We start from the raw sequence: 24,309 nt of genomic DNA, 5'->3' as shown, positions 1-24,309 counted from the left end.
AGGGGGAGACCCTGGTTTCAGGGATCTCCCCCTCGGTGATCTTGACATTCTGCGATAACTTTATTAGTGCGGAATGGCCAATCCTGAGTGCCGACTCAGGGAATGGGCCACTAAGCGGGGCGAGCGAGCACCATTGCGCTTTGAAAGCCGCCGAAACCGCTGCCGACGCTCAGCACCGCGTCCATCTCGTGCTCCCTGGCCGTGAGCGGAACATAGTCCAGATCGCACTCAGGGTCACGATTGTGCAGATTCGCCGTCGGCGGCACGACCTGCCTTTCCAGCGCCAGCGCGCACGCCGCCACCTCCAGCGAGCCGATCGCGCCCAGCGAGTGGCCCACCATCGACTTGATGGAGCTGGCCGGGATCTCGTAGGCGCGCTGCCCCAGGCTGCGCTTGAACGCCGCCGTCTCGTGCCGGTCGTTCTGCCGCGTGCCCGACCCGTGGGCGTTGATGTAGTCGATGTCCGACGGGTCCAGCCTCGCCTGGTCCAGCGCCACCCGGATGGCCTCGGCCATCTCCCGCCCGTCCGGCTTGAGACCGGTCATGTGGAAGGCGTTGCTGCGGCTGGCGAAGCCGGCGACGCGGGCGTACACCCGCGCCCCCGCCGCCGCGCCGCCTCGGCCTCCTCCAGCACCATCACGGCCGAGCCCTCGCCGAGCACGAACCCGTCCCGCTTGGCGTCGAAGGGCCGCGAGGCGTGCTCCGGGTCGTCGTTGTTCGGCGACGTCGCCCGGATCGCGTCGAAGCACGCCGACGTGATGGGCGACAGCGGCGCGTCCGTCGCGCCCGCGATCACCACGTCGGCCGAGCCCTCCTCGATCAGCACCGCGCCGTGCCCGACCGCGTCCAGGCCCGAGGTGCAGCCCGTCGAGATCAGCGCCGACGGGCCCTCCGCGCCCGCCTCCCAGGCCACCTCGACGGCCAGCGTGCTGGGCACCATGTAGCCGTACAGGTGCGGCACCCCGTAGGTGTGGTCCACCAGCCAGCGGCGGCCCTCGTCGGCCAGGACGGTGTACTCCTCCTCCAGGCCCATCGTGCAGCCCACCGCGCTGCCGATCGAGACGCCGACCCGGTCGGGCTCGATGCCCGACAGGTCGAGGCCGCTGTCGGCGACCGCCTCCCTGGTGCACACCGTGGCGAACTGCGCCGCCCGGTCCATGCGCCTGATCTGCTGCGCCGACAGCCCCGCCGCCTTCGGGTCGAAGTCCACCTCGGCCGCGATCTGCGAGCGGAACGCGCTCGGGTCGAACAGCGTGATCCGCCGGGTGGCGGTGCGTCCGGCGGTCAGCAGGCTCCAGAACGCCTCGCGCCCGATGCCGCCGGGCGCGACGACGCCGATCCCGGTGATCACCGCCTGTCTGCTCAACGCGGCCCTCCGACCTGCGGGCCGGGCTCGTGCGGGGCCGGCAGCTCCTCGGTGTCCACGTGCCCGAGGTCGGGGCGGGGAGCCAGCGGTGACAGGTGGAAGACCACGTGCGCCTCGACGTCCCCGACGTTCACCAGGCGGTGGCGCACGTTGATCGGCACCAGCAGCGAGTCGCCCGGCCCGATCCGGACCGGCTCGCCGTCCAGCTTCATCTCCAGCTCGCCGGCGATCACGTGCAGGAACTCCTCCGAGTACGGGTGGTAGTGCTCGGCGACGTGCTCGCCGGCCCCCAGGTACAGCACGCCCCCGAACCCGGAGGTGCACGCGGTCGTCTTCGGGCTGAGCGTGACCCGGATGTCACCGCCGCGGCGGCGGTTCGGCGCCACCTCCGCGGCCTTCACCACGGCGGGCTTCACGGTCTTGGCGGGGGTCGTCTCTGCTGCGGTCACTGGATCCTGCCCTCCTCCGAGGTCCACACGTAGAACGGGGTCGCCATCGCGTCCTTCGGCTCCTTCCAGTTCGGGTCGTACGGCGCGACCAGCTTGGCCAGCCGCGCGTTGATGTCCTCATAGAGCGGGTGGCTGCGCGCCTTGTAGAGGTTGGGGGAGATGTCCTGGTCCGCCTCCACGAGGTGGAAGTACAGGTCGTGGAAGTGGAACAGGGTCCGCCGGCTCACACCCACCATGTGGGGCAGCTCGGTCGCGTCGGACTCGCCGAACGTGTCGGCGATCGGCCCGGTGTTGTCGGCGCTCCTCAGCTTGGCGACGATCAGTGTCCGGTGCACGTTCTGGCCTCCTGCGAAGGTGATCGGAAAACTGCTGCGATGGTCGTTGCGGGCAGTGGAAGGGTGCTCGAAGTCAGCTCCAGCGCCGGAGCCGGTTCCAGCGCGGTCACCAGCCCATCTGCCGGTCGCCGCGCAGGAACACGCCCGTCGGCCCGTCGTCGGGCAGGGTGGCCGCGTCCGCGATGTCCGTGGCCGCCTCCTCGGGCGTGCGCTCGGCCGTGGGCACCATCCTGGTCCTCGTCTGCCCGGGGTTGACCGCGTTGACCAGCACGCCCGTGCCCTTGGTGCAGGTGGCGAGCATGGTGGTCAGCCCGTTGACGGCGGTCTTGGACACCGAGTACGCCGGCGCCCCCGTCCACAGCCCCACGCTGAACGACCCGGTGCCGCTGGAGACGAAGACCACCCGCCCCCAGCCCCTGGCCACCATCCCCGGCACGAACGCCTGAGCCACCCGCCAGCCGCCCAGCAGGTTGACCTCCAGCGTCCGCGCCACCCGCTCCAGCGGCACCGACAGCGGGTCGTCGCCCGTGTCGAGCAGCACGCCCGCGTTGCAGACGAGCACGTCCACAGGCCCGAGCTCCTTCGCCGCCCGCTCGACGCCGGCCTCGTCGGTGACGTCGAGCGGATGGGAGAGCACGTCCGGGCCGATGCGCGCGGCCGCCTCGGCGGCCTCGCCGGCGTCCCGTGCGGTCACGACGACGCGCAGCCCCCGCCGGTGCAGCTCGGCGGCGGTCGCGTGCCCCAGCCCTCGGTTGGCCCCGGTGATCAGGGCGGTACGTGGTTCGCTCACCCCGCCACGATGACCGGGCCCGCTCGACGTTCGGCGGTGCCGCGCTCCAGCGAGGCTCCAGGGTGCGGTGCCATGGTCGGCGCAGGAGGGCGCGCCGGCGGCGGACGGCCCCGGGCGCCCCGCTGACTGCCGAGGAGGAGATGCCCCATGCGGGTGGTGTTCACGACCTGGGCCTGGCCCTCGCATCTGTACGCGCTGGTCCCGCTGGCACGGGCCTGCCGGGCCGCCGGCCACGAGGTGATCTTCGCCAGCGAGCCCGGCCTGACCCGCGACGTCCTGCGCGCCGACCTGCCGGCGGCGGTGGTGGGCACGGACGTCGACACGGCCGGGATGGTCCACGAGTACCTGCTGCCGCTGCCCGGCGCCGGCGGGCCCGCGCCCCGGCGGGAGGGGAAGGGGCCGCGGGTGCTGCGGATGCTGATGGCGCACGCCGAGTCGATGGCCGCCGGCCTCGTCCGGCTGATCGGGGAGTGGCGGGCCGACCTCGTGGTGTACGACCAGGTGACGCTGGCCGGCCCGATCGCCGCCGCGGTCACGGGGGTGCCGGCGGTGCGCCAGCTCTACGGCGTCGACCTGCTGCAGCGGGCCCGCGCCGTGCTGCCGGACGCGATGGCGCCGCTGGCCGACCGGCTCGGCGCCGGGCCGGTGGACCCGTACGGGACGGTGACCGTGGACCCGGTGCCGGCGACGATGCAGCTGCCTGGAGAGCACCGGGTGCTGCCGGTGCGTTACCTGCCCTACAACGGGCCGGAGAACCAGCCGTGGCGGCCGCCCGAGCCGCGCCGGCGCCCGCGCGTGTGCGTGAGCTGGGGGCACACCATCGCCAAGGTGGACCCGGAGCGTTTCATCGCCGACCGGCTCGCCGCCGCCCTGGCCGGCACGGGCGTGGAGGTGGTGCTGGCGGTCTCGGCCGCCCAGCGGGACCTGCTGGCCGCGCGCAAGGACCTGCCGGACGACGTGCGCGTCGTGGTGGACGTCCCGATCAAGGACGTCCTGCGCGACTGCGACGCCTTCGTCGGGCACGGCGGCGCCGGCGGCATCCTCACCGCGCTGGCGGCCGGGGTGCCGATGCTGCTGGTGCCGCAGCTGCCCGACCACGCCGGCCACACCGGGCGGGCCGTGGCCACCGGGCCGCGACGGTGCTCAGCCTGGCCGACCTGGCGCCGGCGACGGTGCGGGAGGAGGTGTCCAGGCTGCTGGACGACCCCGAGCCGCGCCGCGCCGCCGGCGAGCTGGCGGAGGGGATGCGCGGCCAGGCGACGCCGGCCGAGGTGGCCGGCGCGCTGGCCGAGCTACAACCGTCCCTGGCCCGTCACTGATTCCTGCCCGTCACTGATTCCTGCCCGTCACTGATTCCTGCCCGTTACTGATTCCTGTCAGGGGCGGTGATCTGGCGGACCGCGCCCAGTTCCAGGTTGAGCAGCGCGTCCGGCCCGAACGTGGTGAAGCGGTGCTCCGCCCGGCGCATGCTGCGCTCGGCGGCCTGCCGCAGCGACGGGTCGGCGCGCAGCCGGCTGTCCACCGCCTCGTACGCCTCCGCCGCCCCCTCCTCCGTGCGCAGGTCGAACTTCCCGCTCAGCGCCAGGTCCAGGAACAGCACGTGCAGGTACAGCTCCGGCAGCCCGTACGGGTTCAGCTCGGCGTGCACGGCCCTGGCCCGGCTTTCCGGGATCTCGACGAACAGCTCCCGCGTGCGCGGGTAGGGCCCCTGGGCGGGGTAGGCGTCGAAGTTGTGGAAGGCCACCCGCCGCCCGTTGAAGTAGCCGACGCTGATCCTCCTGCGCAGGCAGAAGTTCATGGCCTCCCGGATGGTGTCGATGATCGGCTCGCCCTTGTCGTTCAGCGAGGTGTTGCACAGCATCGGCACGCCGGTGTGCCGGTGGAAGGCGGTCAGCAGCCGGTGCAGCGCCGGGTTCTGCCCGGCGTTGAGCGACTGCACGCGCGCGGAGTAGTCGAGGTGCGCGACCGCCTGGATCTGGTCGCGGCGCTCCTCGCGGATGGTGAAGGTCTCCAGCATGTACGGCGACGGCCGGCTGTCCTCGAACCAGTCGTCCAGGTGCTCCTCCAGCACCACGGGCGCGACCGGCCGCCACCACTCGCGCAGCTTGAACTGGTTGAGCGCGTCCTTGGCGGCCCGTGACGTCGGGTCGCCGATGAGGCTGCGGTTGCCCAGCGCCCGCGGCCCGATCTCGGAACGGCCGTGGAACCAGGCGATGGGCTCGGCCAGGATGTCCCGCACCGCCTGGTCCTCGTCCAGGTCGGAGACGTCGGCCACGTAGTCGCCGAACTCGGCCAGCGCCCCGTCGAGGTCGTCGTCCTGGCGGCCGAGGTAGGCGCCGGGGAAGCGGAAGGTGAACCGCTCGCCGCCGGTCTTCTTGTGGAAGGCGGCCAGGCCGATGCCGACCGACTGGCCGCCGTCGTCCACGCACGGCGGGGCGAGGAAGCCGCGGAAGCCGTACTTGGCCATCAGGTGGCTGTTGGTGGGGCAGTTCAGGGCGTAGCCGCCGGCCAGCGCCAGGTGCGTGGTCGCCGGGTCGAGGTCGAAGCGCTCCAGCGCGGTCTCGATGTTGCGCTCCATCGCCATCACGGAGATCGCCTGGATCTCCTTCATGGCGGCGCTGACGAAGCTCTCCTCCTCGGTGAACGCGGGATCGACGTCCGCGCTCTCCTTGACCTGCGCCACGATCTCCTCGAACGCCTTCGGCGCGCCCTCCAGCGCGGCCAGGCCGGTGAAGTCGTACGTGTCGAGGATGGCCTGGCGGTCGCAGCGCCCGGCGGCCGTGGTCGCCGTCGCGAGCGCCATCAGCGTGCCCTCGCGCATCTTGAACCGGTCCTTGGCGGTGCTGTAGAGCAGGCCGGGCGAGGCGACGGGAAAGGTCTCCACGACGCCGCGGCGGCTGACCGCGCCGGTGAACCAGAACCGCTTGTACTGCTGGTCGAGCAGCCGGTCGGGGCCGCCGTCCACGGCGAGCGCGAGAATGTCGCCGTCGAAGAAGATCTCGCTGTCCAGCAGCATCGCGCTGTAGAGGTGCGCGATGCTGTGGAAGGACAGCTCGGGGTACTCCTCGACGAAGTGGTAGTCGTTCGTCGTGGCCAGCCCGGGGGTGCCCCACACCTCCGTCATGTCGTCGAGCGACACGCCGAAGGCGCCGATCAGGCCGTTCACGAAGTCACGCAGGTCCTCCATGCTCAGGAACGGCGTGCGGTGGTGCTTCAGGCCGGTCATCCGCTCGAACTCCCAGTGCCCGAGGAGCTGGACCTGCGATCCGTCCTTGCGCCACAGGGAGATGTTGTTGTCGTGCCGGTAGGACACCATCGCCAGCCGGTGCAGCCCCGGGATGGTCAGGTAGCTCGAAAGGTAGTAGCCGTCTCGCATCATTCCTCCAGTGCTCACCAGGTGACGGGAACCTCGACGAAGCCGAGTTCGAGCGGGTTGTCGTGGTGCCTGAGCTCGCCGACGTCGACCGCGAGCCGCAGGCCGGGGAAGCGGCCGATCAGCGCGGCGAACGCGATCCGCAGCTCGAGCCTGGCCAGCGCCGCGCCCAGGCAGTAGTGCGGTCCGGCGCTGAACGCGATCTGGTCCCTGGCGTCCCTGGTGACGTCGAAGCGCAGCGGGTCAGGGAAGACCGACTCGTCGAAGTTGGCCGACTCCAGCACCGGCACCACGCCGGAGCCGGCCGGGATGGTGACGCCGCCGACGTCGATGTCCTCGGTGACGTAGCGCAGCATCGACAGCGAGTGGCCGGCCACCTGGAAGCGCAGCAGCTCCTCCACCGCGTCCGGGATCCGCTCCGGCCGCTCGCGCAGCAGGGCGAGCTGGTCGGGATGCCGCATGAGGAGCACCGCGCCGCTGCCGATCTGGGCGGCGGTCGTCTCGTGCCCGGCCATCAGCAGCACCGTGCTCCACACGTGCAGCTCGTGCGTGCTCAGCCGGCCGTCCTGGTCGTCGTGCACCTCGATCAGCTCGCTGATCAGGTCGTCGCCCGGGTTCGCCCGCTTGGCCTCGATCAGCTCGCCGATGTACTGCCACGCCTCGCCCAGGCCGGTGCGGAAGCGCTCCTGGTCGGCCACCGGCACGCCGAGCAGGCGGCAGATGACCCGCAGCGTCAGCGGCAGGGCGAACTCGGAGACCAGGTCCACCGGCGGCCTGCGCCAGCGGTCGAGCAGCTCCACCACCACCTCCTCGACGTACGGGCCCAGCCGCTCGATCCGCGACGGGGTGAACGCCTTGGTCATGAGCCGGCGCATGCGGGTGTGCTCGGGCGGGTCCCGGTCGATCTTCGGGTTCTGGAACATCTTGGTCCTGGGCGCCGCGGTCATGCGCGGCGCGCCGGGGCGCTCCCGGTTGCGGCTCACGCGCCGGTCCGACAGGACCGCCCGGACGTCCGCGTAGCGCGTCACCAGATAGACCGGGTCGCCGCTCGGCATGACCGCCCGCACCACCGGCTCGTCCCGGAGCTTGGCGAGTTCCTCCGGCGGCTGGGCCCCGGGCGGCCAGTCGAACGGGAACTTGAGCGTCATCGATGATCTCCTGCTCTCCGAGATGCCGTCACGCACGGCGGGATGTCGTCACCGACGACGATGGGCGGCACGGCTCAAGGCGCCCGCAAGCGGCGCTGGACTCTCGTCCTGCTCTCGCTCGCTGTTCGAGCGGCCGAGCACAGCATGAGGCGGCACATCGTCCACCGCGTGGTGAGAGGAAGCGGAAATGAGCAGCAAAACGGAACCTTCTCCCGCGGCCAGGGTTCGCCGCCTGTCGAATTCGGTGCACGACGCCGCGATCGTGCGGGCGGCGGCGGAGCTGGGCCTGGCCGACGCGGTCGGCGACGGGCCCACCCCGGTCCGCGAGATCGCCGCGAAGGTCGACGCGGAACCGAAGGCCCTGGCCCGCCTGCTGCGCGCGCTCGCCGCGTACGGCATCTTCGAGCAGGTCACCCCGGACGCCTACCAGCACACGGAGATGTCACGGAGCATGCGCAGGGACGCTCCGGGCGGCCTGATCCACACCCTGCTCACCCCGGCCGACTGGGGCTGGGTGATGTGGGGCAAGCTCGCCGACGCCGTCCGCGCCGGCAAGTGCCTGTTCCCCGACGTCTTCGGCACCGACTTCTTCACCTACCTCAAGGACCACCCCGACGCGCAGGCACGGATGTTCCGCGGGATGACGTCCTGGTCTGACCAGATGAACCCGCAGCTCGTGCGGGCGCTGCCGCTGGAGGGCGCGCGCACGGTCGCCGACATGGGCGGCGGCGAGGGCACGCTGCTGCGGGCCATCCTGGAGCACAACCCGCACCTGTCGGGCGTCTGGTTCGACATCGAGCCCACCCTGGCCGTGGTCGACGACGAGCTGCTGTCCGGCCCGCTGTCCGAGCGCTGCGCCCTGGTGACCGGCGACTACTTCCGCGAGGTGCCGTTCGACGCCGACGTGTACGTCTTCAAGTTGACCCTGCACATGTACGAGGACGACGACTCCGAGCAGATCCTGCGCAACGTCGCCGCCTCGGCCAAGCCGGGGGCCCGGATCGTCATCGCCGACCCGCTGCTGCAGGATCCGCCGGAGAGCAAGTTCGTGCCGTCCATGGACCTGCACATGCTGCTCGTCATGGGCGGCAAGGAGCGCACGGAGCAGGACTACGCGGCGCTCTTCGAGCGGGCCGGGCTGGACTTCGAGGGCATCACGCCGACGGGGACCGACTTGCATCTGGCCGTGGCACGGGTTCGGGGCTGACCGCCCGCGCCCGGCGGCCGTTGAGGTAACCGCCCAGCGCCGCGAGCAGCACGCTCGCGGCGCACCCGATCAGCGTCAGCCGGACCGCGTCGCTGAACGTCGCCCCGAACCCGGCCCCGGCCGCCGTCGCGGCGTCGAGCCGGGCCTGCAGCACCGTGCCCAGCACGGAGACCCCGATGAGCGTGCCGGTCTGGCGGATCGTGTTGAACACCCCGGACGCCGCCCCCGCCAGGTCGGGGCCGACGTCCCGCATCGCCAGCGCGGTGATCGGGCCGAAGGCCGCCGACTGCGACAGCCCGGCCACCGCGAGCGGCACCACGAGCAGGACGCCGCTCACGCCGGGCCGGCACAGCAGCCCGACGGTGGCCAGGGCGGTGGCGTACACGATCATGCCGCCGAGCAGCACCCGCTCCGCGCCGAACCGGTCGACCATGCGGCCCGTGACCGGGAACCCGACCGTCATGCCCAGCGCCCACGGCGCCAGCGTGAGCCCCGCGTGCGCGGCCGACATGCCCAGCACCGACTGCAGGTACAGCGTCATGGCCAGCGAGAGCGTGATCACGCACATCGACACGATGGCCATCGAGACGGTCATCACCGTGAACGTGCGGTCGGCGAACAGCCGCGTCGGCACCAGCGGCTCACGCGCCCGGTGCTGGTGCAGCACGAACGCGCCCAGCAGCACGACCCCCGCCCCGATGATCATCGGCACGGTCACGAACGACACGACCGTGCCCCACCCGTACTCCTTGCCCTCCAGCAGGCCGAACGTGATCCCGCCGAGCCCGAGGCCGGCCAGGGCCGCGCCCGCCGCGTTCAGCCGCCGGGCCGCCCGCTGCGACTGCGCGGGCGGCACCAGCAGCAGGGTGAGGACGATGATCAGCACACCCACCGGCAGGTTCACCGCGAACACCGAGCGCCATCCGGCCGTCGAGACCAGCAGGCCGCCGAGCGTCGGGCCGGCCACCCCGGCCAGCCCGGCGGTCACCCCCCACACCGCACTGGCCCGCCCCCGCCGCTCCTGCGGGATGACGAGCGTCATCATCGTCAGCGTCTGCGGGATGATCAGCGCGGCGCCGACGCCCTGGAGCAGCCGGGCGCCGATGAGCTGCCACGGCGACTGGGCGAACCCGCACAGCGCCGAGGCGACGGTGAACACCGCCATCCCGGCCAGGAACACGTTGCGCGGCCCCGCCACGTCCCCCAGCCGGCCGGCGGTGACGGTCAGCACCGCCAGCGCCAGCACGTAGCCGCCGACCACCCACAGCACCTCGCTGAGGCTCGCGCCCAGCCCGGCCTGGATCTGGGGCACGGCGATGCTGACCGACGTGGAGTTCAGGATCGTGATGAAGTAGCCGAGGCAGGTGGTCGTCATGACCGCCCACGGGTTGCCGCGCAGGCTGCGCAGCCCACGGAGCCCGCCCCGCCGCCGGCCCGTTCCGCTGTCGCTCATGGCGATCAGGCCGCCAGGCCGGCGCGGCCGAGCGCCGTAGCCGCGAGCCGCACGATCTCGATCCGCTCGGCCGTCGTCGCGCCGAACGGCGAGATCACCAGCGTCGTCAGGCCGTGCTCGGCGTACGCCCGCATCCTGGCCGCGATCCGGTCGGCGGAGCCGAGCAGCGAGATGCGGTCCACCAGGCCGGCCGGCACCGCCGCCGCCGCGCCGTGCGGGTCGCCCGAGGACATCCGCTCGTGCACGATGCCGGTCTCCCGGCCGTAGCCCATCCGCTCGAACAACGACAGGTAGATGTTGCGGCTGCGCCCGCCCATGCCGAGGAAGTGCGACAGGTACCCGCGGATCGGCACGGCCGCCACGTCCACCTCGGTGCCCAGCGCCATCGGGACCCCGCACAGCACCTCGAACCCGGCCATCGGCAGCCCGGCGCGCAGCCGGCCCGCGCGCAGCGACTCGGTGACCTTGGGCAGCTCGTCCGGCGGGGAGAACGCGCCCAGCCAGCCGTCGGCGATCTCCCCGGCCAGCTCCAGGCCGCCGGGCGCGACCGCGGCGAGGTAGATCGGCAGCCGCTCGGTCACCGGCTCGCTGTAGAGCCGCAACGGCGCCGCCACGCAGCCCTCGGGCGGCAGCCGGAAGTGCGCGCCGTCGTGGGTGACCGCCTCGCGGGCCAGGGTGCGGCGCACGATGTCCACGTACTCCCTGGTCCTGGCCAGCGGGCGGCGGAACGGCACGCCGTGCCAGCCTTCGGAGATGTCCGGGTTCGACACCCCGAGCCCGAGCCGGAACCGGCCGCCGGACAGGGTGTCGAGCGTCGAGGCGGTCAGGGCGGTCATGGCCGGCGTGCGGCCGGGGATCTGGAAGACGCCGGAGGCCAGGCCGATCCGCGTGGTCGCGGCGGCCACGGCGCCGAGGACGGTCGCGCCGTCCGCGCGGAACCCCTCCGGGACCACCGCGACGTCGTAACCGAGCCGTTCGGCCTCCCGCGCGACCTCCTCCGCGTCGAGGTAGGAGAGGTTGACACCGAGCTTCATGCCGGGGCTGTCCCTTCTATGAGGTGGAGCTGGGCCTGCTCGTTCAGGCTCACAGGTGCGCCTCGAAGACGGAGCAGGCAGCGGCCGAGCGGCGGACGACCCAGGTTGGACCGCCGCTCGAGCAGGACGCCCGATAAAGGAGAGCCCCCTGGAGCTCGGAAGGAGTCCGGATGAGAACGGAACTGAACCGGCGCAGCCTGCTCAGCCGCGGCGGGACCCTCGCCCCCTTGGTCGGCCTCGGCCTGCTGGGCGGCGCCACCGCCGCCACCGCCGATACCGGTGACACGGCCGAGAACCGGCTCGGCAGCCCGCTGCTCGGCACCTGGGCCGTCAAGGTGACCTTCGACATCCCGAACCGGCCCGGCGAGGACGGCCTGTTCGCCTTCACCGCCGACCGCATCTGCCTCGGCACCACCACCGGCGCCGGCCACCTGAGCCTCGGCTCCTGGCGCCCCACCACGCAGGGCTTCGAGTTCACCTTCCGCCATTTCATGTACGCCGACGACGACGGAACCTACACCGGAGAGGTCCGCGTGCAGCAGTCCGGCCGGTTCACCTCGGCCACCACCTGGACGGCCTCGGGCACGGGCACCGCCTTCGACACCCAGGGCAACCAGGTCGCGGTGGTCCAGAGCGCCACCGCCGGGACCCGCTACTGAAGCCGTGCCCGCAATCAGTGTCCGCGTCAGGGCCCGCTTCAGGGCCCGCTTCAGTCGGATTCGAGCCGACGTCGACGCGGCACCGCGACGCTAGACATCGAAGGGAGCCAGCATGGAACTGGGACTCGCCGGCAAGGTCGTACTGGTCACGGGAGGCAGCGGTTCCATCGGAGCCGCCATGGCCGAGGCGTTCGCGGCCGAGGGCGCCCGCGTCGCGGTGACCTTCCGGCACAACGCCGCACGCGCCGAGGAGCTGGCGCGCGTCATCGGCGAGCGCGGCGGGCAGGCCATGGTCGTCAAGTACGACCTCGCCGACCCGGCGGCCATCCGCTCGGCCGTGGAAGGCGTCCTGGCCGAGTGGGGGCGGCTCGACGTCCTCGTGCTCAGCGCCTCCGCGCAGGACGGCACCCGCACCACCCCCGTGCCGTTCGAGGAGATCCCGGCCGAGGAGTGGTCGCCGCTGCTGCGCGCCGACGTCGAGGGCTCCTTCCACACCGTCCAGGCCGCCCTGCCCGCGATGCGCCGGCAGGGCTGGGGCCGCATCATCCTCATCTCGGCGAACATCGTCACCCGCGGGGCCGTCGGCGACGAGGCCTTCGTGTCGAGCAAGATGGCGCTGCACGGCCTCGGCCGCACGCTCGCCACCGAGCTGGCCCCCGACGGCATCCTCGTCAACGTGGTCGCCCCCGGCGCCACCGTCAGCAGGGGCTTCCTGCGGCGCTTCCCCGAGGACAAGCAGGCGAGGTTCGCCGAGCTCGACGACGTACAGATCAAGCGCATGCTCAACCAGGACCGCCCCGTCGGCAAGGTGTCGACGCCCGCGGACGTCGCCAACACCGTGCTCTTCCTGAGCTCGGAGGCCAACGGGAACGTCAGCGGCCAAGTGATCTACGTGGCCGGCGGACACTGATGCGCTCGCCGGCCGGTTGTTCAGGACACGAGCAGGAGAAGCGATGACCACAGCACCGCCCGCCTTCCCGCAGGCCCGCGTCTGCCCGCACCTTCCACCCCCGGCGTACGCGGAGCTGCGGCAGGGCCCGGCGCTGCGCCGGGTGACCACCTACGCCGGCCAGCTCGCGTGGCTGGTCACCCGGTACGACCAGGCCAGGACGCTGCTGAAGGACCCCAGACTCTCGTCCGACCGCAGGCGCCCCGGCTTCCCCGTCATCTCGGTGCAGGTCGAGCTGCTGACCGAGCGCAAGCGCCAGGCGCTGATCGGCATGGACCCGCCGGAGCACGACATCCAGCGGCGGATGTTCCTGCCGGACTTCACGCTGAAGAAGGTCCGCGAGCGGCGGGCCGACATCGAGCGCATCGTGCACGAGTCCCTTGACGACATGCTGGCGCAGGGCCCGCCCGCCGACCTGTACCGGGACTTCGCCCTGCCGGTGCCCTTCCGGGTGATCTGCCGCCTGCTCGGCGCCCCCTGGGAGGACCGCGACTTCTTCCAGGACGCCATCAGGCGGCTCGTGCGGACCTTCTCCACGGAGGAGGGCCGCCAGGCGGGCGCCGAGCTGCTCGCCTACTTCGAGCACCTGGTGACCGAGTACAAGAAGACCCCGGACGGTGCCGGCCTCATCGGGCGACTGGCCGGCACCGGCCGGATCTCCGACGACGACCTCGCGCTGGCGGCCATGTCGCTGCTCATCGCGGGACACGAGACCACCGCGGCGATGATCTCCCTCGGCGCGGTCACGCTCATGGAGAACCCGGACCAGCTCGCCGCGATCCGGGCCGACCCCGAGGCGATCGTGCCCGCCGTGGAGGAGCTGCTGCGCTACCAGTCGATCGCCGACAGCGCCAACATCCGGGTCGCCACCGCCGACATCGAGATCGACGGGGTGGTGATCAAGGCGGGGGAGGGCGTCCTCGTCCCCGCCTCGCTGGCCAACCGGGACGCCGAGGTCTTCGAGAACCCGGACGTCTTCGACGCCGGCCGCGACGCCGGCGGGCACATCGCCTTCGGCTACGGCCGCCACCAGTGCCTCGGCCAGAACCTGGCCCGGCTGGAGCTGCAGATCGCGCTGACGGCTCTGTGGCAGCGCATCCCGACGCTGCGCATGACCGTGCCCGCGGAGGAGCTGGCGCCCCGCCCGCCGGGCGCGATCCAGGGCATCGACGCGCTGCCGGTCACCTGGTGAGAGGAGGCGGACCGATGGAGATCCAGGGAGACCAGGACGTGTGCATCGGCGCCGGCATGTGCGCGCTGACCGCGCCCGGCGTCTTCGACCAGGACGAGAACGGCCTGGTCGTCGTGCTGACCGCCGACCCCTCCGGGGACGCGCGGAAGAAGGCGCTCCGAGCGGAGCGGCTCTGCCCGTCCGGGGCGCTGCGCGTGAGCAGCGGCTCCGGGCGGACCGATTCCATTGCCGGAAGATGATGAGGAACCGGATGCGCATCTTGATGCTGGGTGGTACCGAGTTCGTCGGCCGCGCCGTGACGGAGGCGGCGCTGGCCAGGGAATGGGAGGTGACGGTGTTCCACCGGGGGCGGCACGAGCCGCCGCCCGGCGTCCGGGCGCTGCACGGCGACCGGACACAGACCGACGGCATGGCCGCCCTCGCGCAGGGCGAGTGGGACCTGGCGGTGGACACGTGGTCCGGCCCGCCGCGGGTCGTGCGCGACACGCTGCGGCTGCTGGACGGCCGCATCGGCCACTACACCTACGTCTCCAGCCGCGGCATCTACGACTTCCCCGTGCCCGCGCCGCTCACCGAGGAGCGGCCCGTGGTGGCCGGCTCTCCGGACGACGGCGAGGTCACCTACCGGGAGGCCAAAGCGGGCGGCGAGGTGGCCGCGGAGCAGGCGATGGGCGAGCGGTCCCTGCGCCTGCGCCCCGGGCTGATCTTCGGCCCCCGGGAGAACTCCGGGCGGGTGCCGTGGTGGCTGCGCCGCGCCGCCCGCGGCGGCCCCCAGCTCGCGCCGGGCCCCGCACCGCGTCCCTGCAGTACATCGACGTCCGCGACCTGGCCACCTGGACCCTGGACGCCGCCGGGCGCGGCCTGCACGGCGTCTACAACCTGGTGTGCCCGCCCGAGCACGCCACGATGGAGGACTTCCTCACCGCCTGCGCCGAGGTCACCGGCGCCGGCGCCGAGCTGCGCTGGATCGACCCCGAGCAGATCCTCGCGGCGGGCATCCGGCCGTGGACCGGCCTGCCGGGCTGGCTGCCGCCGGGCGAGATGCACGAGCTGCTGCACCGCACCGACGTTTCCAAGGCGGTGGCCGCCGGGCTGCGCTGCCGGCCCGTCAAGGAGACCGTGGCCGACACCTGGGAGTGGCTGCGCGAGGTGGGCGGGGACACGCCCGAGGAGTCGTCCCAGGGCGGCTACCGCACGGCCCACGAGCTGGCCCCGCTGGACCCCGACGTGGAGGCGCGCCTGCTGAAGGGCTGAGCGGCCACCAGACGAAAGAAGCTGCCGGCGGATCACCGCCGGCAGCTTCTTCGTTCGTGCGTGTGGCTCACTCGTCGTCGAGCAGCCGGATCGTCCCCGTCGGGCAGCGCCGGGCCGCCTCGCGGACCAGGTCCGCGAGGGCGGCCGGCGGCCGCGGCTCGTTCACCACGACGACGGTCTCGTCGTCGTGCCCGAACACCTGCGGGACCGCGGCCACGCACAGGCCGCTGCCGCAGCAGGTGTCGCGGTCCACCGTCACCCGCATGCTCACCACTCCACCGGGATCTCGAGCAGCCCCCCGATCAGCGTGCCCTCGCTGCGGCCCAGCTCGGCCGGGGGAACGGCCAGCCGCAGGTCCGGGAACCTGCGCAGCAGGGTGTCCAGGACGATCTGCAGCTCCAGGCGGGCCAGCGAGGCGCCGATGCAGAAGTGCGGCCCCACGCTGAATGTCAGGTGGTAGTTGTAGGCCCGGTCGACGTCGAACTCGTGCGGGCAGGAGAACACGCTCTCGTCCCAGTTCGCCGACTCGACCGCCGGGATGATGCTCGTCCCCTTCGGCACCGTCACCCCGCCGACCTCGATGTCCTCGGTGACGTAACGCAGCATCGACAGCGAGCCGTTGAGCAGCTTCCAGCGCAGCACCTCCTCGACGGCGGCCGGCACCAGCGACAGGTCCGCCCGCAGCTTGGCGAGCTGGTCCGGATGGGCCAGCACCTTCGCCACCAGGTAACCGATCTGGCTGGCCGTCGTCTCGTAGCCGACCAGCAGCAGCAGCCGGCACCACCAGTGCAGCTCGTACTCGCTCAGCCGGGTGTCGTCGTCCTCGTGGACCTGCGTCAGCGCGCTGATCAGGTCGTCACGGGGATCGGCCCGCCGGGTCTCGATGAGCCGGCCCATGTAGGCGCCGATCTCCTTCATGGCCGCGCCGATCTCCGGCCCGGAGTACTTGCCGGTCGACAGGAACCGGTCCGTCCAGCCGCGGAAGCGGTCCTGGTCCTCCGCCGGCACGCCCAGCAGGTCGCAGATGACCCGGATGGACAGCGGGAACGCCAGCGACTCCGAGATGTCGGCCGGGCACGGCCCGTGCTCCATCTTCGTCACCAGCTCGTCCACGATCTCCTGCACCTTGGGGCGCAGGTTCTCGACCATCGTGGCCGTGAACGCCTTCATCACCAGCCGGCGCACCCGGGTGTGCTCCGGCGGGTCCGGGTCCATCCGCTCGTCCTGGAACATCTTGTTGTTGGAGGTCATGCGGGCCGCGTCCGGGCGGTTCAGGTTGCGGCTGACGCGCGGGTCCGTCAGCACGGACCGCACGTCCTCGTACCGCGTCACCAGCACCGCCCGGTCGCCGCTCGGCAGCACCACGGGCACCACCGGGCGCTCGCGCAGGTCCCGCAGCTCCGCCGGCACGTCGAGGGCCGACGGGCGCGGGAACGGGTACGGGATGGGCTGTTCGCTGCTCATCTTCCTCGCCTTCTGGCTAGACGGGCCCACTAGACCGGCCGGGCCTCGACGATGCTGTGCGGCGGCAGGGTCGGGTGGATCTCCACGACCTCGAAACCGGCCTCCTGCACGAGGTTCGTCCAGTCGGCGACGGTCCGCTCGCGGCCGCCGTTGGTCACCGCCATCGAGATGTCCATCAGCTTGATGTAGTGCGGGTCGTTGCCCTCGGGCACCACCCCGTCCACGATCAGGACGCGCGCGTCGGCGTCGTCGCCGATCGCCTGCCTGATCCGGCCGAGCACCTTGCGGCACTCCGCGTCCGCCCAGTCGTGCATGACGGCCTTCAGCGTGTACGCGTTCGCGCCGGACGGCACCTCGTCGAAGAAGCTGCCGCTGACCAGCCGCACCCGGTCGGCCACCCCCTGCGCGGCCAGGACCGGCGGCGCCGAGGCGATGGCCGTCTCGATGTCGAACAGGATGCCGCGCGATTCGGGGTAGCGCCGCAGGATCGCCGACAGGAAGCGGCCCTGCCCGCCGCCGATGTCGGCGATCGTGCCGAACCGGCCGAAGTCGAAGGAGTCGGCGATCTTCGGTGCGCGGCTCTCGTTCAGCTCCGACATCGCCTTGTGGAAGGCCGCCGCGAACTCCGGCGCCTCCTGCTCCAGGTACTCGAAGAAGTTCTTGCCGTCCCGCAGCTTCTTGCCGTTCGGCTCGCCCGTGCGCAGCGTGTCGATGGCGTAGCCCCAGCAGTTCCACACGGTGGTCTCACCGTAGAAGTAGGCCAGGTAACGCAGCGAGCCGGGCACGTCGCTGCGCAGGTACTGCGCCTTCGGCGTCAGCTCGAACGTCTTGTCCTCGCGCTCGGCGAAGACGCCGACGGACGCGGCGGCGCGCATGAACCGGTGCAGGGTCGGCGCGTGCGTGTTCGTCGCCGCGGCCAGCTGGTCGATGCTGCGCGGGCCGTCGGCGAGCAGGTCGGCGACGCCGACGCGGGCCAGCACGTTCAACGTGCCCGCCACCCACTTGCCGGCCAGCATCAGCAGCATCTCCTGCTGGACACCGCCGTCGTCGAGCGGACCCTGGTCCGGGACACGGTCGGTCGAGGTCGTGGTCATCCCGAATCCTCCTTGAGGGACAGGTGTGCTTCGGCCGCCCTGAGCTGGGCCGGGGTCCTGCCGTGTCTGGCAAGCTCCCACTGGCGGCTCAAGGGCGGAGCAAGTCGTCATGGAGCGGATCTGTCCGCTCCGCGGGTCGGCGCCGGACGGCGCGCGCTGAGTGGTTCGCGAGGGCGCTTCGAGGCCCGCTGCGCATGCTGGGGCGACGTTGCCGATCACGAGGAGTTGCCATGCCGTACACGGCGATCACTTATGACATCAAGGGCGGATGCGAGGACGAGGTCGCGCAGGTCTTCAGCAACTTCCGGCGGCCGTCGGGGAACGTCGTCCCCGGCGCCGACGGCGAGCAGGCGGGCCGCATCCTGGCCACGGCGGTGTTCATCCGCGACAGCACGCTCGTGCGCTTCATCGAGTACGAGGGCGACCTCGACGCGGTGATCCGCTTCATGGCCGCCCAGCCCGGCGTGGCCGAGGTGGAGCGCAAGCTCGCCCCCTACCTGAACAACCCGCGCGACACGGGCACGGTCGAGGGGTTCATGCGCACCTTCCGCGCCAGCGAGCTGCGCTGCATCACGCAGTTCGCGGTGCCCCGGCATCCGCAGCCCTCAGCCTCTGCGGCAGATCAGTAGCGTGTCGAAGTCCCCGAGCCGCTTCTCCTCCAGGGAGGTGAAGCCGGCCAGCGCGGCGTGCTGCCGCAGCTCCTCGACCGGGTACTCCGAGCCGCCCTCGCTGACCAGCAGCATGTCCAGGCTGATCACCAGGTTCTCCACCTGGGCCGGGCCCTCGTCCAGCATCCGGTCGTAGACGAGCAGCGCGCCGCCGGGGCGCACCGCCGCGGCGGCCTTCTCCACCAGGAACCTGCGCTTGTCGAAGTCGTAGTCGTGCAGCACGTGCCCCATGACCACGACGTCCGCCTGCGGCAGCGGGTCGTTCCAGAAGTCGCCCGGGTTGAAGGTCATCTTCGAGGTGAGGCCGAGGCTCGCCATGTGCTCGTCGAAGAACGGCTCCATCTGCGGCAGGTCGAACACCGTGCCGGTCAGGTCCGGGTGCGCCTTGACGATCTGGCCGGCCAGGTTGCCCCGGCAGCCGCCGACGTCGAGCAGCGTCCCGTGCGCGGAGAAGTCGTACGCCTCGATGAGCTGCGGGCCCAGCACCTGGGTCAGCGCATCCATCATGTGGATGAAGCGGCCGAGGATCTTCGGGTCGCGCAGCACGTCGTCGAAGTCGCCCTGCGCCTGCGGCAGGCCGGTGCGCAGCGCCTCCGACAGCTTGCCGTAGGCCGGATAGAGGTTGTCGTTGGCCCTGCGCATGAATCCGCCGATGTAGGTCGGCTGCTCCCGCACCAGGTACTGGTCGGCGCCCGCGGCGTTGCGGTAACGCTTGCCCTGCCGCTCCAGCAGGCCGAGCGCGGTCAGCAGGAGCAGGAAATCGCGCAGCCCGCGGCCGTGCAGCCCGAGCCGCACCCGGATCTCCTCCTCGGTGGCCGGGTTGTCGTGCAGCTCGGTGAACAGGTCGAGTTCCACCGCGGTGAGCAGCGCCTTCGACTCGCAGAAGGCGTTGCACAGCCGGATGAGTCCGGCGGGGGTGGTGACGTCCAAGCCCGTCATACGTGACTTCCTTTCTCGCACCCGTGCGATGCCGACGGTGGTGCCGGGTCGCTGGCGACGCTCCCATCGCGGGGTGGAGACCTGCTCGAAGCCGGTTGGAGCCAGCCGGAGCCGGCCGGCGCTCTCGACCGCGATTCGAGGGACGGACCAGCCGCCGCCCCCACGATGGGCCCTGGCCGGCTCAGCAGAGCCGCACGTCGCACGGAGAGGAACGGTCTGGTGGATCAAGGGCTACGCGGCAAGCGCGTGCTGGTGACCGGTGGGACCAGAGGCATCGGCCGGGCCACGGTCCTCGCCTTCGCGCAGGCCGGCGCACACGTCCTGGCCTGTCATCACACGGAGGGCGAGGACTCCGACAGCCTGGCCAGGGAGCTGAAGGAGCTCGGCGACCGCAACCGGGTGGTGCGGGCCGACGTGACCGACTCCGCGGACAACCGCCGCCTGGCCGGCACCGTGGAGGAGGAGCTCGGCGGGCTCGACGTCCTGGTCAACAACGTCGGCGTGGACGGCTCCGCGCCTTTCGCCACGATCTCGGGCGAGGAGTGGCAGCGGCTGCTCGACTACAACGTGACCTCCGCCTACCTGGTCACGCAGGCGATGCTGGGCGTCCTGGCCGACGGCGCCTCGGTCGTCAACATCGGCGCGTCGGCGGCGCTGCGCGGGCGGCCCAACGCCGTGCACTACTCCGCCTCCAAGGCGGCGCTCGTCGGGTTCACCCGGGGGCTGTGCAAGGAGCTGGGGCCGCGCGGCATCAGGGTCAACCTCGTCGCGCCCGGCCTCACCGAGACCGAGCCGGGTGCGGGGCTGCCGCCGCAGGCGGTCGAGCGCATCGTCGCGATCACCGCGCTCGGGCGGCTCTGCCGGCCCAACGACGTGGCCGGCGCCGTGCTGTTCCTGGCCGGCGACACCTCCCAGTACATCAGCGGCGTGACGCTGAACGTCGACGGCGGGATCTGAGCCTATGGACATCGGAGTCGGACTGCCGAGCACCGTGCCCGGCGCGGACGGGCGGGAGCTCGCCGAGTTCGCCCGCCGGGCCGACCGGCTCGGCTTCAGCACGCTGGCCGTGCTCGACCGGCTGGTCTACGACAGCTACGACACCGTGGTGGCGCTCGCGGCGGCGGCCGCCGTGACCGAGCGCATCACGCTGGCCCCCACGATCCTGCTGGCCGGCTACCACCCCAGCGCCGCGCTGCTGGCCAAGCAGCTGGCCAGCGTGGACCGCCTGTCCGGCGGGCGCCTCGTCGTGGGCGTCGCCGCCGGCGGGCGCGAGGACGACTTCACCGCCACCGGCGTGCCGTACCGCGGGCGCGGCCGGCGGCTCGACGCGCTGCTCGGCGAGATGCGGCGCGTCTGGGCCGGCGAGGGCGCCGTCCCCGGCATCGGCCCCCGCCCCGCCCGCGGCGGCATCCCGCTGTGGGTCGGCGGCAACTCCGACGCCGCACTGGCCAGAGCGGCCGCGTACGGCATCGGCTGGATCTCCGGCAGCACCCCGCTGCACCGGTACGCCGACGTGGCCGCGTCCGTGCGCCAGGCGTGGACGGACGCCGGCCGCACCGACACCCCCCGGCTGGGCGCCCTCGCCTACGTCGCCCCCGGCGCGGAGCGCAAGCGCGACGGCGCCCGCTACCTGCTCGACTACTACGCCTACACCGGCCAGAAGGCCCGCTTCCTGGCCGACAGCGTGATCGCCGACGACACCCGGCTGCGCGAGACCATCGACGGCTACGCCGCCGCCGGATGCGACGAGCTCATGCTGATCCCCTGCACGCCTGACGCCGACCAGCTCGACCTGATCGCCAAAGTGGCCTTCGGGTAGCCAAGAGGGAGGACTGCCATGCCGTACGCGGCCATCACCTACCGGGTCAAGCCCGGCCACGAGGACGAGATCGCCGACATCTTCGCCGGCTTCCAGCGCGTGGACACCCCCGACTTCGCCGGCGACGACGGCGCGGCAGCCGGCCGGCTGCTCGGCACGGCCGTCTTCATCAAGGACGACATCATGGTGCGCGTCATCCACTACGAGGGCGAGTTCGCCGCCATCGCCCGGCACATGGCCAAGCAGCGCGGCGTGCACCTCATCGAGGACCAGCTCGCCCCCTACCTCCAGGAGCAGCGCGACACCAGCGACGAGGCCGGGTTCGGCCGCTACTTCCGCGACGCCACCATGCGCTGCATCTCCCAGCTGTCCGTGCAGACCCACCCCGCGGGAAGGTGACCGTGGAGCCGAAGTCGATCGCCGTGCTCGGGCTGGGCGGCATGGGCACCGGGATGGCGTGCGCCCTGCTCGACGCCGGCGCCGCCGTCACCGTGCACAACCGCACGCCGGAGAAGGCCGTGCCGGTGGGCAAGGCCGGCGCCACGGTCGCCGACTCGGCCGCGCAGGCGGTGGCCGGCGCCGAGGTGGTGGTGCTCAGCCTGGCCGACGAGGCCGCCGTGGAGCAGGTGCTGTTCGGCGAGCTCGACGGGCGGCTGCGGCCGGGCACGATCGTCGTCGACACCTCGACCGTCACGCCGACGTTCGCCGTGCACGCCGCCAAGCGACTGGCCGAGGCGGGGGTGCGGCGCGTGGAGGCGTGCGTGCTGGGCAACCCGGCCATGGCCGCGACCGGTGCCCTGCGCGTCTTCGCCGCCGGCGAGGAGGCGGCGGTCGAGGAGGTGCGCGACGTGCTCGACGCCATCGGCCAGGAGGTCCGCCACCTCGGGCCGACGGGGAACGCCAGCGCGCTGAAGCTCGCGTTCAACCTGATGCTGGGCGTGCAGATCCTCGGGCTGGCCGAGGCGGTGCGGTTCGTCGAGGCCATGGGCATCGACCGCGAGGTGCTGCTGGGCGTCTTCGACGGCAGCGGGTGGCGCTCGCCGGTGCTGTCCTTCCGCGCGCAGTTCATGCGCGGGCGCACCTACCGGCCGGCCGCCTTCCGGGCCGCGCTCATGCACAAGGACCTCGCCCTGGCCAGTCAGGAAGGGGTGGCGCACGGGGCCGACCTGCCGGTGACGCTGCGCGCGCTCGACGCGTACGCCGCCGTGCTGGCGGCCGGGCGCGGCGACGACGACGCGGCGGTCGTCGCCGAACCGCGCACGGGTAACGCCGCCGGGACGGGTCCGGCGGGCGGGCCGTGATGGTCACGGAGCTGCTGTCCGTGGCGGCGCTGGTGGGCAGCGGCGTGGTGGCCGGGGTGCTGTTCGCGGTGGCGCTGAGCGTGCTGCCCGCGCTGATCGCCATGCCGGCCGACCGCTACGTCTACACCCACCAGCTCGTCGGCCGGCGGTGGGACCCCACGATGCCGATCATCGTGCTCACCTCGACGGTCATCGACATCGTGCTCGCCCTGCTGACCAGCGCCGCCACCGCCCTGCTCTTCGCCACGGCCGCCGTGCTGCTGCTCGGCGTCTCGGTGGTCTCGCACTTCTGCAACGTCCCGATCAACCGGGTGGTCAAGTCCCTCGACCCGGCCGAGGTGCCGCCCGACTGGCGCGACCCCCGGCCGCTGTGGCGGCGCTGGCACCTGCTGCGCACCACCCTCGCCCTGCTCGGGGTGACGGCGAACGCTCTGGCCGTGGTGCTCGCGTGAAGTGTCGAGCGCGCCTCGAGAGTGCTTTCAGACGGATGGACGAACCTGGGACGGTCCCAGCCGCCGGACTCCGGCGCGGATGAATGGAGATACGGAGAATATGAGCGCCTTCGACCTGAACGAGCTGCGGGCGATCCTGCGCCAGATGGGGGACACCGACCAGGCGGACCTCGACGGCGACATCGAGCACATGGGGTTCGGCGACCTCGGCTACGACTCGCTGGCCCTGCTGGAGCTGTGCAGCCAGGTGGAACGCCGCTACGGCGTGCAGATCAGCGACGACGCCGTGCTCGACATGCCGACGCCCGCCAGGGCGGTCACGTACATCAACTCGCTGCTGACGGCGAAGGCGGGGGCGTGACATGGCCGGGCACACCGACAACGAGATCGTCATCAACGCGCCGATGCAGCTCGTGTGGGACATGACGAACGACATCGAGTCCTGGACCGAGCTGTTCAGCGAGTACTCCGAAGCCAAGATCATTTCGGATCGGGACGGCACGATCCTCTTCCGCCTCGCCCTGCACCCCGACGAGAACGGCAAGGTGTGGAGCTGGGTGTCGGCGCGCCGCCCCGACGAGGCCACCAGGACGGTGCGCTCGCAGCGGGTGGAGACCGGGCCGTTCAAGTACATGTGGATCTACTGGGAGTACCTGCAGGAGGACGGCGGCGTCCGCATGCGCTGGGTGCAGGACTTCGAGATGAAGGCGGAGGCGCCGGTCAGCGACGCGGCCATGCAGGAGCGCCTCAACCGCAACACCCCCGTCCAGATGCAGTTGATCAAGGAAAAGGTGGAAGCCGCCGCCAAGCGCGGCTAGGCGGAACCCACAGGCGGCCGGCTGACTGGAGGAGCCCGTGCTGGAGATCGTCGTCTCGCTCGTCCTACTGGCCAACGGCCTGGCGGCGGGGGTGCTGCTGGGCACCCAGCTCGGCGGCTGGCCGCTGCTGGCCAGCCTGCCGCCTGACCGCTACGTGCACGCGCACGCGTTCTTCTCCACCCGCTACGACCCGTTCATGCCGGCCTGCCTGCTGATCACCACGCTGGGCGACCTGGCGCTCGGCCTGCTCGCCGCGAGCCCCGTCGCCCGCGTGTCCTACCTGGTGGCCGCCGCGCTCTGCCTGGGCACGATCGCGATCTCGCTGACCCAGAACGTGCCGGTGAACCGGTGGGTACGGGACCTCGACCCGGACAACCTGCCCGACGACTTCGCCGAGCAGGACCCGCGCCGGCGGTGGGGCACCTGGAACCGCATCCGCACCGCCCTGTCCACGCTGGCCCTGCTCATCAACTGCGCCGTCGTCGGCCTGGCCCTCTGAACGGCCGCCCCGCACGAGCCGCCGGGCCGCGGCGCTGATAGAAGAG

Annotated in this window: 27 protein-coding genes and 1 pseudogene; 16 read left to right on the top strand and 12 right to left on the bottom strand. The window is 72.1% G+C overall.

The annotated features are described in order from the left end of the window. Nucleotides 1-110: 110 nt before the first annotated feature. The 4 genes and pseudogenes from KIS93_RS11895 to KIS93_RS11880 form a co-directional block, all read right to left on the bottom strand. Nucleotides 111-1,366, bottom strand: a pseudogene (locus KIS93_RS11895) (beta-ketoacyl-[acyl-carrier-protein] synthase family protein). Next, entirely contained in the window at nt 1,363-1,815 is a 453-nt protein-coding gene (locus KIS93_RS11890; RefSeq protein WP_080040113.1) for a cupin domain-containing protein, read from the bottom strand. The pseudogene KIS93_RS11895 and the gene KIS93_RS11890 overlap by 4 nt, the downstream one beginning before the upstream one ends. Then, nucleotides 1,812-2,150 (bottom strand): TcmI family type II polyketide cyclase, encoded by a 339-nt coding sequence (locus tag KIS93_RS11885; protein ID WP_080040112.1) that lies wholly within the window; start codon nt 2,148-2,150, stop codon nt 1,812-1,814. Before KIS93_RS11885 ends, KIS93_RS11890 begins: the two co-directional genes overlap by 4 nt. Nucleotides 2,151-2,256: 106 nt before the next feature. Beyond that, nucleotides 2,257-2,940, bottom strand: a complete 684-nt coding sequence (locus tag KIS93_RS11880) for an SDR family NAD(P)-dependent oxidoreductase (RefSeq protein WP_222107409.1) — start codon at nt 2,938-2,940, stop codon at nt 2,257-2,259. 147 nt (nt 2,941-3,087) lie between these two features. On the opposite strand from KIS93_RS11880, the gene KIS93_RS11875 reads away from it, so the two are divergent. Next, nucleotides 3,088-4,293: a nucleotide disphospho-sugar-binding domain-containing protein gene (locus KIS93_RS11875; RefSeq protein WP_222107408.1), complete on the top strand. Its 1,206-nt coding sequence runs from the start codon at nt 3,088-3,090 to the stop codon at nt 4,291-4,293. A gap of 10 nt (nt 4,294-4,303) precedes the next feature. On the opposite strand, the gene KIS93_RS11870 is transcribed toward KIS93_RS11875, so the two are convergent. Continuing rightward, the gene (locus KIS93_RS11870) at nt 4,304-6,334 is read right to left on the bottom strand and encodes a carbamoyltransferase C-terminal domain-containing protein (protein ID WP_155127873.1); all 2,031 of its coding nucleotides are present in this window, start codon (nt 6,332-6,334) and stop codon (nt 4,304-4,306) included. Continuing rightward, nucleotides 6,331-7,461 carry a cytochrome P450 gene (locus KIS93_RS11865; protein WP_080040108.1) on the bottom strand — a complete coding sequence of 377 codons (1,131 nt, stop codon included), beginning with the start codon at nt 7,459-7,461 and terminating at the stop codon, nt 6,331-6,333. Before KIS93_RS11865 ends, KIS93_RS11870 begins: the two co-directional genes overlap by 4 nt. 187 nt (nt 7,462-7,648) lie before the next feature. Between KIS93_RS11865 and KIS93_RS11860 the strand changes: the two genes are divergently transcribed. Beyond that, the gene (locus KIS93_RS11860; protein WP_080040107.1) at nt 7,649-8,668 is read left to right on the top strand and encodes a methyltransferase; all 1,020 of its coding nucleotides are present in this window, start codon (nt 7,649-7,651) and stop codon (nt 8,666-8,668) included. Here KIS93_RS11860 and KIS93_RS11855 read toward each other — a convergent pair. Together KIS93_RS11855 and KIS93_RS11850 are read right to left on the bottom strand one after the other, a co-directional pair. Continuing rightward, a complete protein-coding gene (locus tag KIS93_RS11855; protein ID WP_080040106.1) occupies nt 8,616-10,121 on the bottom strand; it encodes a DHA2 family efflux MFS transporter permease subunit in 1,506 nt (501 codons plus the stop codon). The two genes, KIS93_RS11860 and KIS93_RS11855, sit on opposite strands and share 53 nt — an antisense overlap. A 5-nt stretch (nt 10,122-10,126) precedes the next feature. Then, nucleotides 10,127-11,155 carry an LLM class flavin-dependent oxidoreductase gene (locus KIS93_RS11850; RefSeq protein WP_080040105.1) on the bottom strand — a complete coding sequence of 343 codons (1,029 nt, stop codon included), beginning with the start codon at nt 11,153-11,155 and terminating at the stop codon, nt 10,127-10,129. A 170-nt stretch (nt 11,156-11,325) separates the two neighbouring features. Here KIS93_RS11850 and KIS93_RS11845 point away from each other — a divergent pair, with 170 nt between their 5' ends. The 5 genes from KIS93_RS11845 (at nt 11,326) to KIS93_RS68325 (ending at nt 15,209) form a co-directional block, all read left to right on the top strand. Beyond that, nucleotides 11,326-11,814 carry a hypothetical protein gene (locus KIS93_RS11845; RefSeq protein ID WP_080040104.1) on the top strand — a complete coding sequence of 163 codons (489 nt, stop codon included), beginning with the start codon at nt 11,326-11,328 and terminating at the stop codon, nt 11,812-11,814. Nucleotides 11,815-11,926: 112 nt separating this feature from the next. Further along, on the top strand, nt 11,927-12,724 hold the full coding sequence (locus KIS93_RS11840; RefSeq protein ID WP_080040103.1) for an SDR family NAD(P)-dependent oxidoreductase: 798 nt from the start codon (nt 11,927-11,929) through the stop codon (nt 12,722-12,724). 43 nt (nt 12,725-12,767) lie between these two features. Beyond that, nucleotides 12,768-13,955 (top strand): cytochrome P450, encoded by a 1,188-nt coding sequence (locus KIS93_RS11835; protein WP_080040102.1) that lies wholly within the window; start codon nt 12,768-12,770, stop codon nt 13,953-13,955. A 14-nt stretch (nt 13,956-13,969) separates the two neighbouring features. Then, complete coding sequence (locus tag KIS93_RS11830) at nt 13,970-14,194, top strand: ferredoxin (RefSeq protein WP_080040101.1); 225 nt, start codon at nt 13,970-13,972, stop codon at nt 14,192-14,194. A gap of 502 nt (nt 14,195-14,696) precedes the next feature. Then, nucleotides 14,697-15,209 (top strand): Rossmann-fold NAD(P)-binding domain-containing protein, encoded by a 513-nt coding sequence (locus KIS93_RS68325; protein WP_335673886.1) that lies wholly within the window; start codon nt 14,697-14,699, stop codon nt 15,207-15,209. Between the two features lie 67 nt (nt 15,210-15,276). Here the strand turns inward: KIS93_RS68325 and KIS93_RS11820 are convergent, their stop codons facing one another. The 3 genes from KIS93_RS11820 to KIS93_RS11810 are packed head-to-tail and all read right to left on the bottom strand — an operon-like array spanning nt 15,277 to nt 17,767. Beyond that, on the bottom strand, nt 15,277-15,474 hold the full coding sequence (locus tag KIS93_RS11820) for a ferredoxin (protein WP_080040099.1): 198 nt from the start codon (nt 15,472-15,474) through the stop codon (nt 15,277-15,279). Between the two features lie 2 nt (nt 15,475-15,476). Next, nucleotides 15,477-16,673: a cytochrome P450 gene (locus KIS93_RS11815; RefSeq protein ID WP_080040098.1), complete on the bottom strand. Its 1,197-nt coding sequence runs from the start codon at nt 16,671-16,673 to the stop codon at nt 15,477-15,479. Between the two features lie 29 nt (nt 16,674-16,702). Beyond that, nucleotides 16,703-17,767, bottom strand: coding sequence for a methyltransferase (locus tag KIS93_RS11810; RefSeq protein WP_186404112.1), 1,065 nt, complete (start codon nt 17,765-17,767; stop codon nt 16,703-16,705). A 230-nt stretch (nt 17,768-17,997) separates the two neighbouring features. On the opposite strand from KIS93_RS11810, the gene KIS93_RS11805 reads away from it, so the two are divergent. Continuing rightward, a complete protein-coding gene (locus KIS93_RS11805) occupies nt 17,998-18,396 on the top strand; it encodes a SchA/CurD-like domain-containing protein (protein WP_080040096.1) in 399 nt (132 codons plus the stop codon). Here KIS93_RS11805 and KIS93_RS11800 read toward each other — a convergent pair. After that, nucleotides 18,373-19,374 carry a methyltransferase gene (locus KIS93_RS11800; RefSeq protein ID WP_080040095.1) on the bottom strand — a complete coding sequence of 334 codons (1,002 nt, stop codon included), beginning with the start codon at nt 19,372-19,374 and terminating at the stop codon, nt 18,373-18,375. The genes KIS93_RS11805 and KIS93_RS11800 overlap by 24 nt on opposite strands. 219 nt (nt 19,375-19,593) lie before the next feature. Here KIS93_RS11800 and KIS93_RS11795 point away from each other — a divergent pair, with 219 nt between their 5' ends. The 8 genes from KIS93_RS11795 to KIS93_RS11760 all read left to right on the top strand — a co-directional run bounded on the left by KIS93_RS11795 (nt 19,594) and on the right by KIS93_RS11760 (nt 24,263). Further along, nucleotides 19,594-20,331 carry an SDR family NAD(P)-dependent oxidoreductase gene (locus KIS93_RS11795; protein WP_155127870.1) on the top strand — a complete coding sequence of 246 codons (738 nt, stop codon included), beginning with the start codon at nt 19,594-19,596 and terminating at the stop codon, nt 20,329-20,331. 4 nt (nt 20,332-20,335) lie between these two features. Then, on the top strand, nt 20,336-21,193 hold the full coding sequence (locus KIS93_RS11790) for an LLM class flavin-dependent oxidoreductase (RefSeq protein WP_080040093.1): 858 nt from the start codon (nt 20,336-20,338) through the stop codon (nt 21,191-21,193). An 18-nt stretch (nt 21,194-21,211) separates the two neighbouring features. Beyond that, entirely contained in the window at nt 21,212-21,592 is a 381-nt protein-coding gene (locus tag KIS93_RS11785; RefSeq protein ID WP_080040092.1) for a SchA/CurD-like domain-containing protein, read from the top strand. A 2-nt stretch (nt 21,593-21,594) separates the two neighbouring features. Beyond that, entirely contained in the window at nt 21,595-22,494 is a 900-nt protein-coding gene (locus tag KIS93_RS11780; protein WP_155129756.1) for an NAD(P)-dependent oxidoreductase, read from the top strand. Further along, the gene (locus tag KIS93_RS11775; protein ID WP_080040091.1) at nt 22,494-22,946 is read left to right on the top strand and encodes an anthrone oxygenase family protein; all 453 of its coding nucleotides are present in this window, start codon (nt 22,494-22,496) and stop codon (nt 22,944-22,946) included. The genes KIS93_RS11780 and KIS93_RS11775 overlap by 1 nt, the downstream gene beginning before the upstream one ends. A 100-nt stretch (nt 22,947-23,046) precedes the next feature. Further along, nucleotides 23,047-23,307, top strand: coding sequence for an acyl carrier protein (locus KIS93_RS11770; RefSeq protein WP_080040090.1), 261 nt, complete (start codon nt 23,047-23,049; stop codon nt 23,305-23,307). A 1-nt stretch (nt 23,308) separates the two neighbouring features. Next, a complete protein-coding gene (locus KIS93_RS11765) occupies nt 23,309-23,764 on the top strand; it encodes an SRPBCC family protein (RefSeq protein ID WP_080040089.1) in 456 nt (151 codons plus the stop codon). Nucleotides 23,765-23,801: 37 nt separating this feature from the next. Beyond that, complete coding sequence (locus KIS93_RS11760) at nt 23,802-24,263, top strand: anthrone oxygenase family protein (RefSeq protein WP_080040088.1); 462 nt, start codon at nt 23,802-23,804, stop codon at nt 24,261-24,263. The last annotated feature ends 46 nt before the right edge of the window (nt 24,264-24,309 follow it).

The organism is [Actinomadura] parvosata subsp. kistnae (assembly GCF_900323885.1).
GTDB classification, from domain to species: Bacteria; Actinomycetota; Actinomycetes; order Streptosporangiales; family Streptosporangiaceae; genus Nonomuraea; species Nonomuraea composti.
Note: the sequence above shows the minus strand (reverse complement) of the source record. Positions and strands in the feature narration are given on the sequence as shown.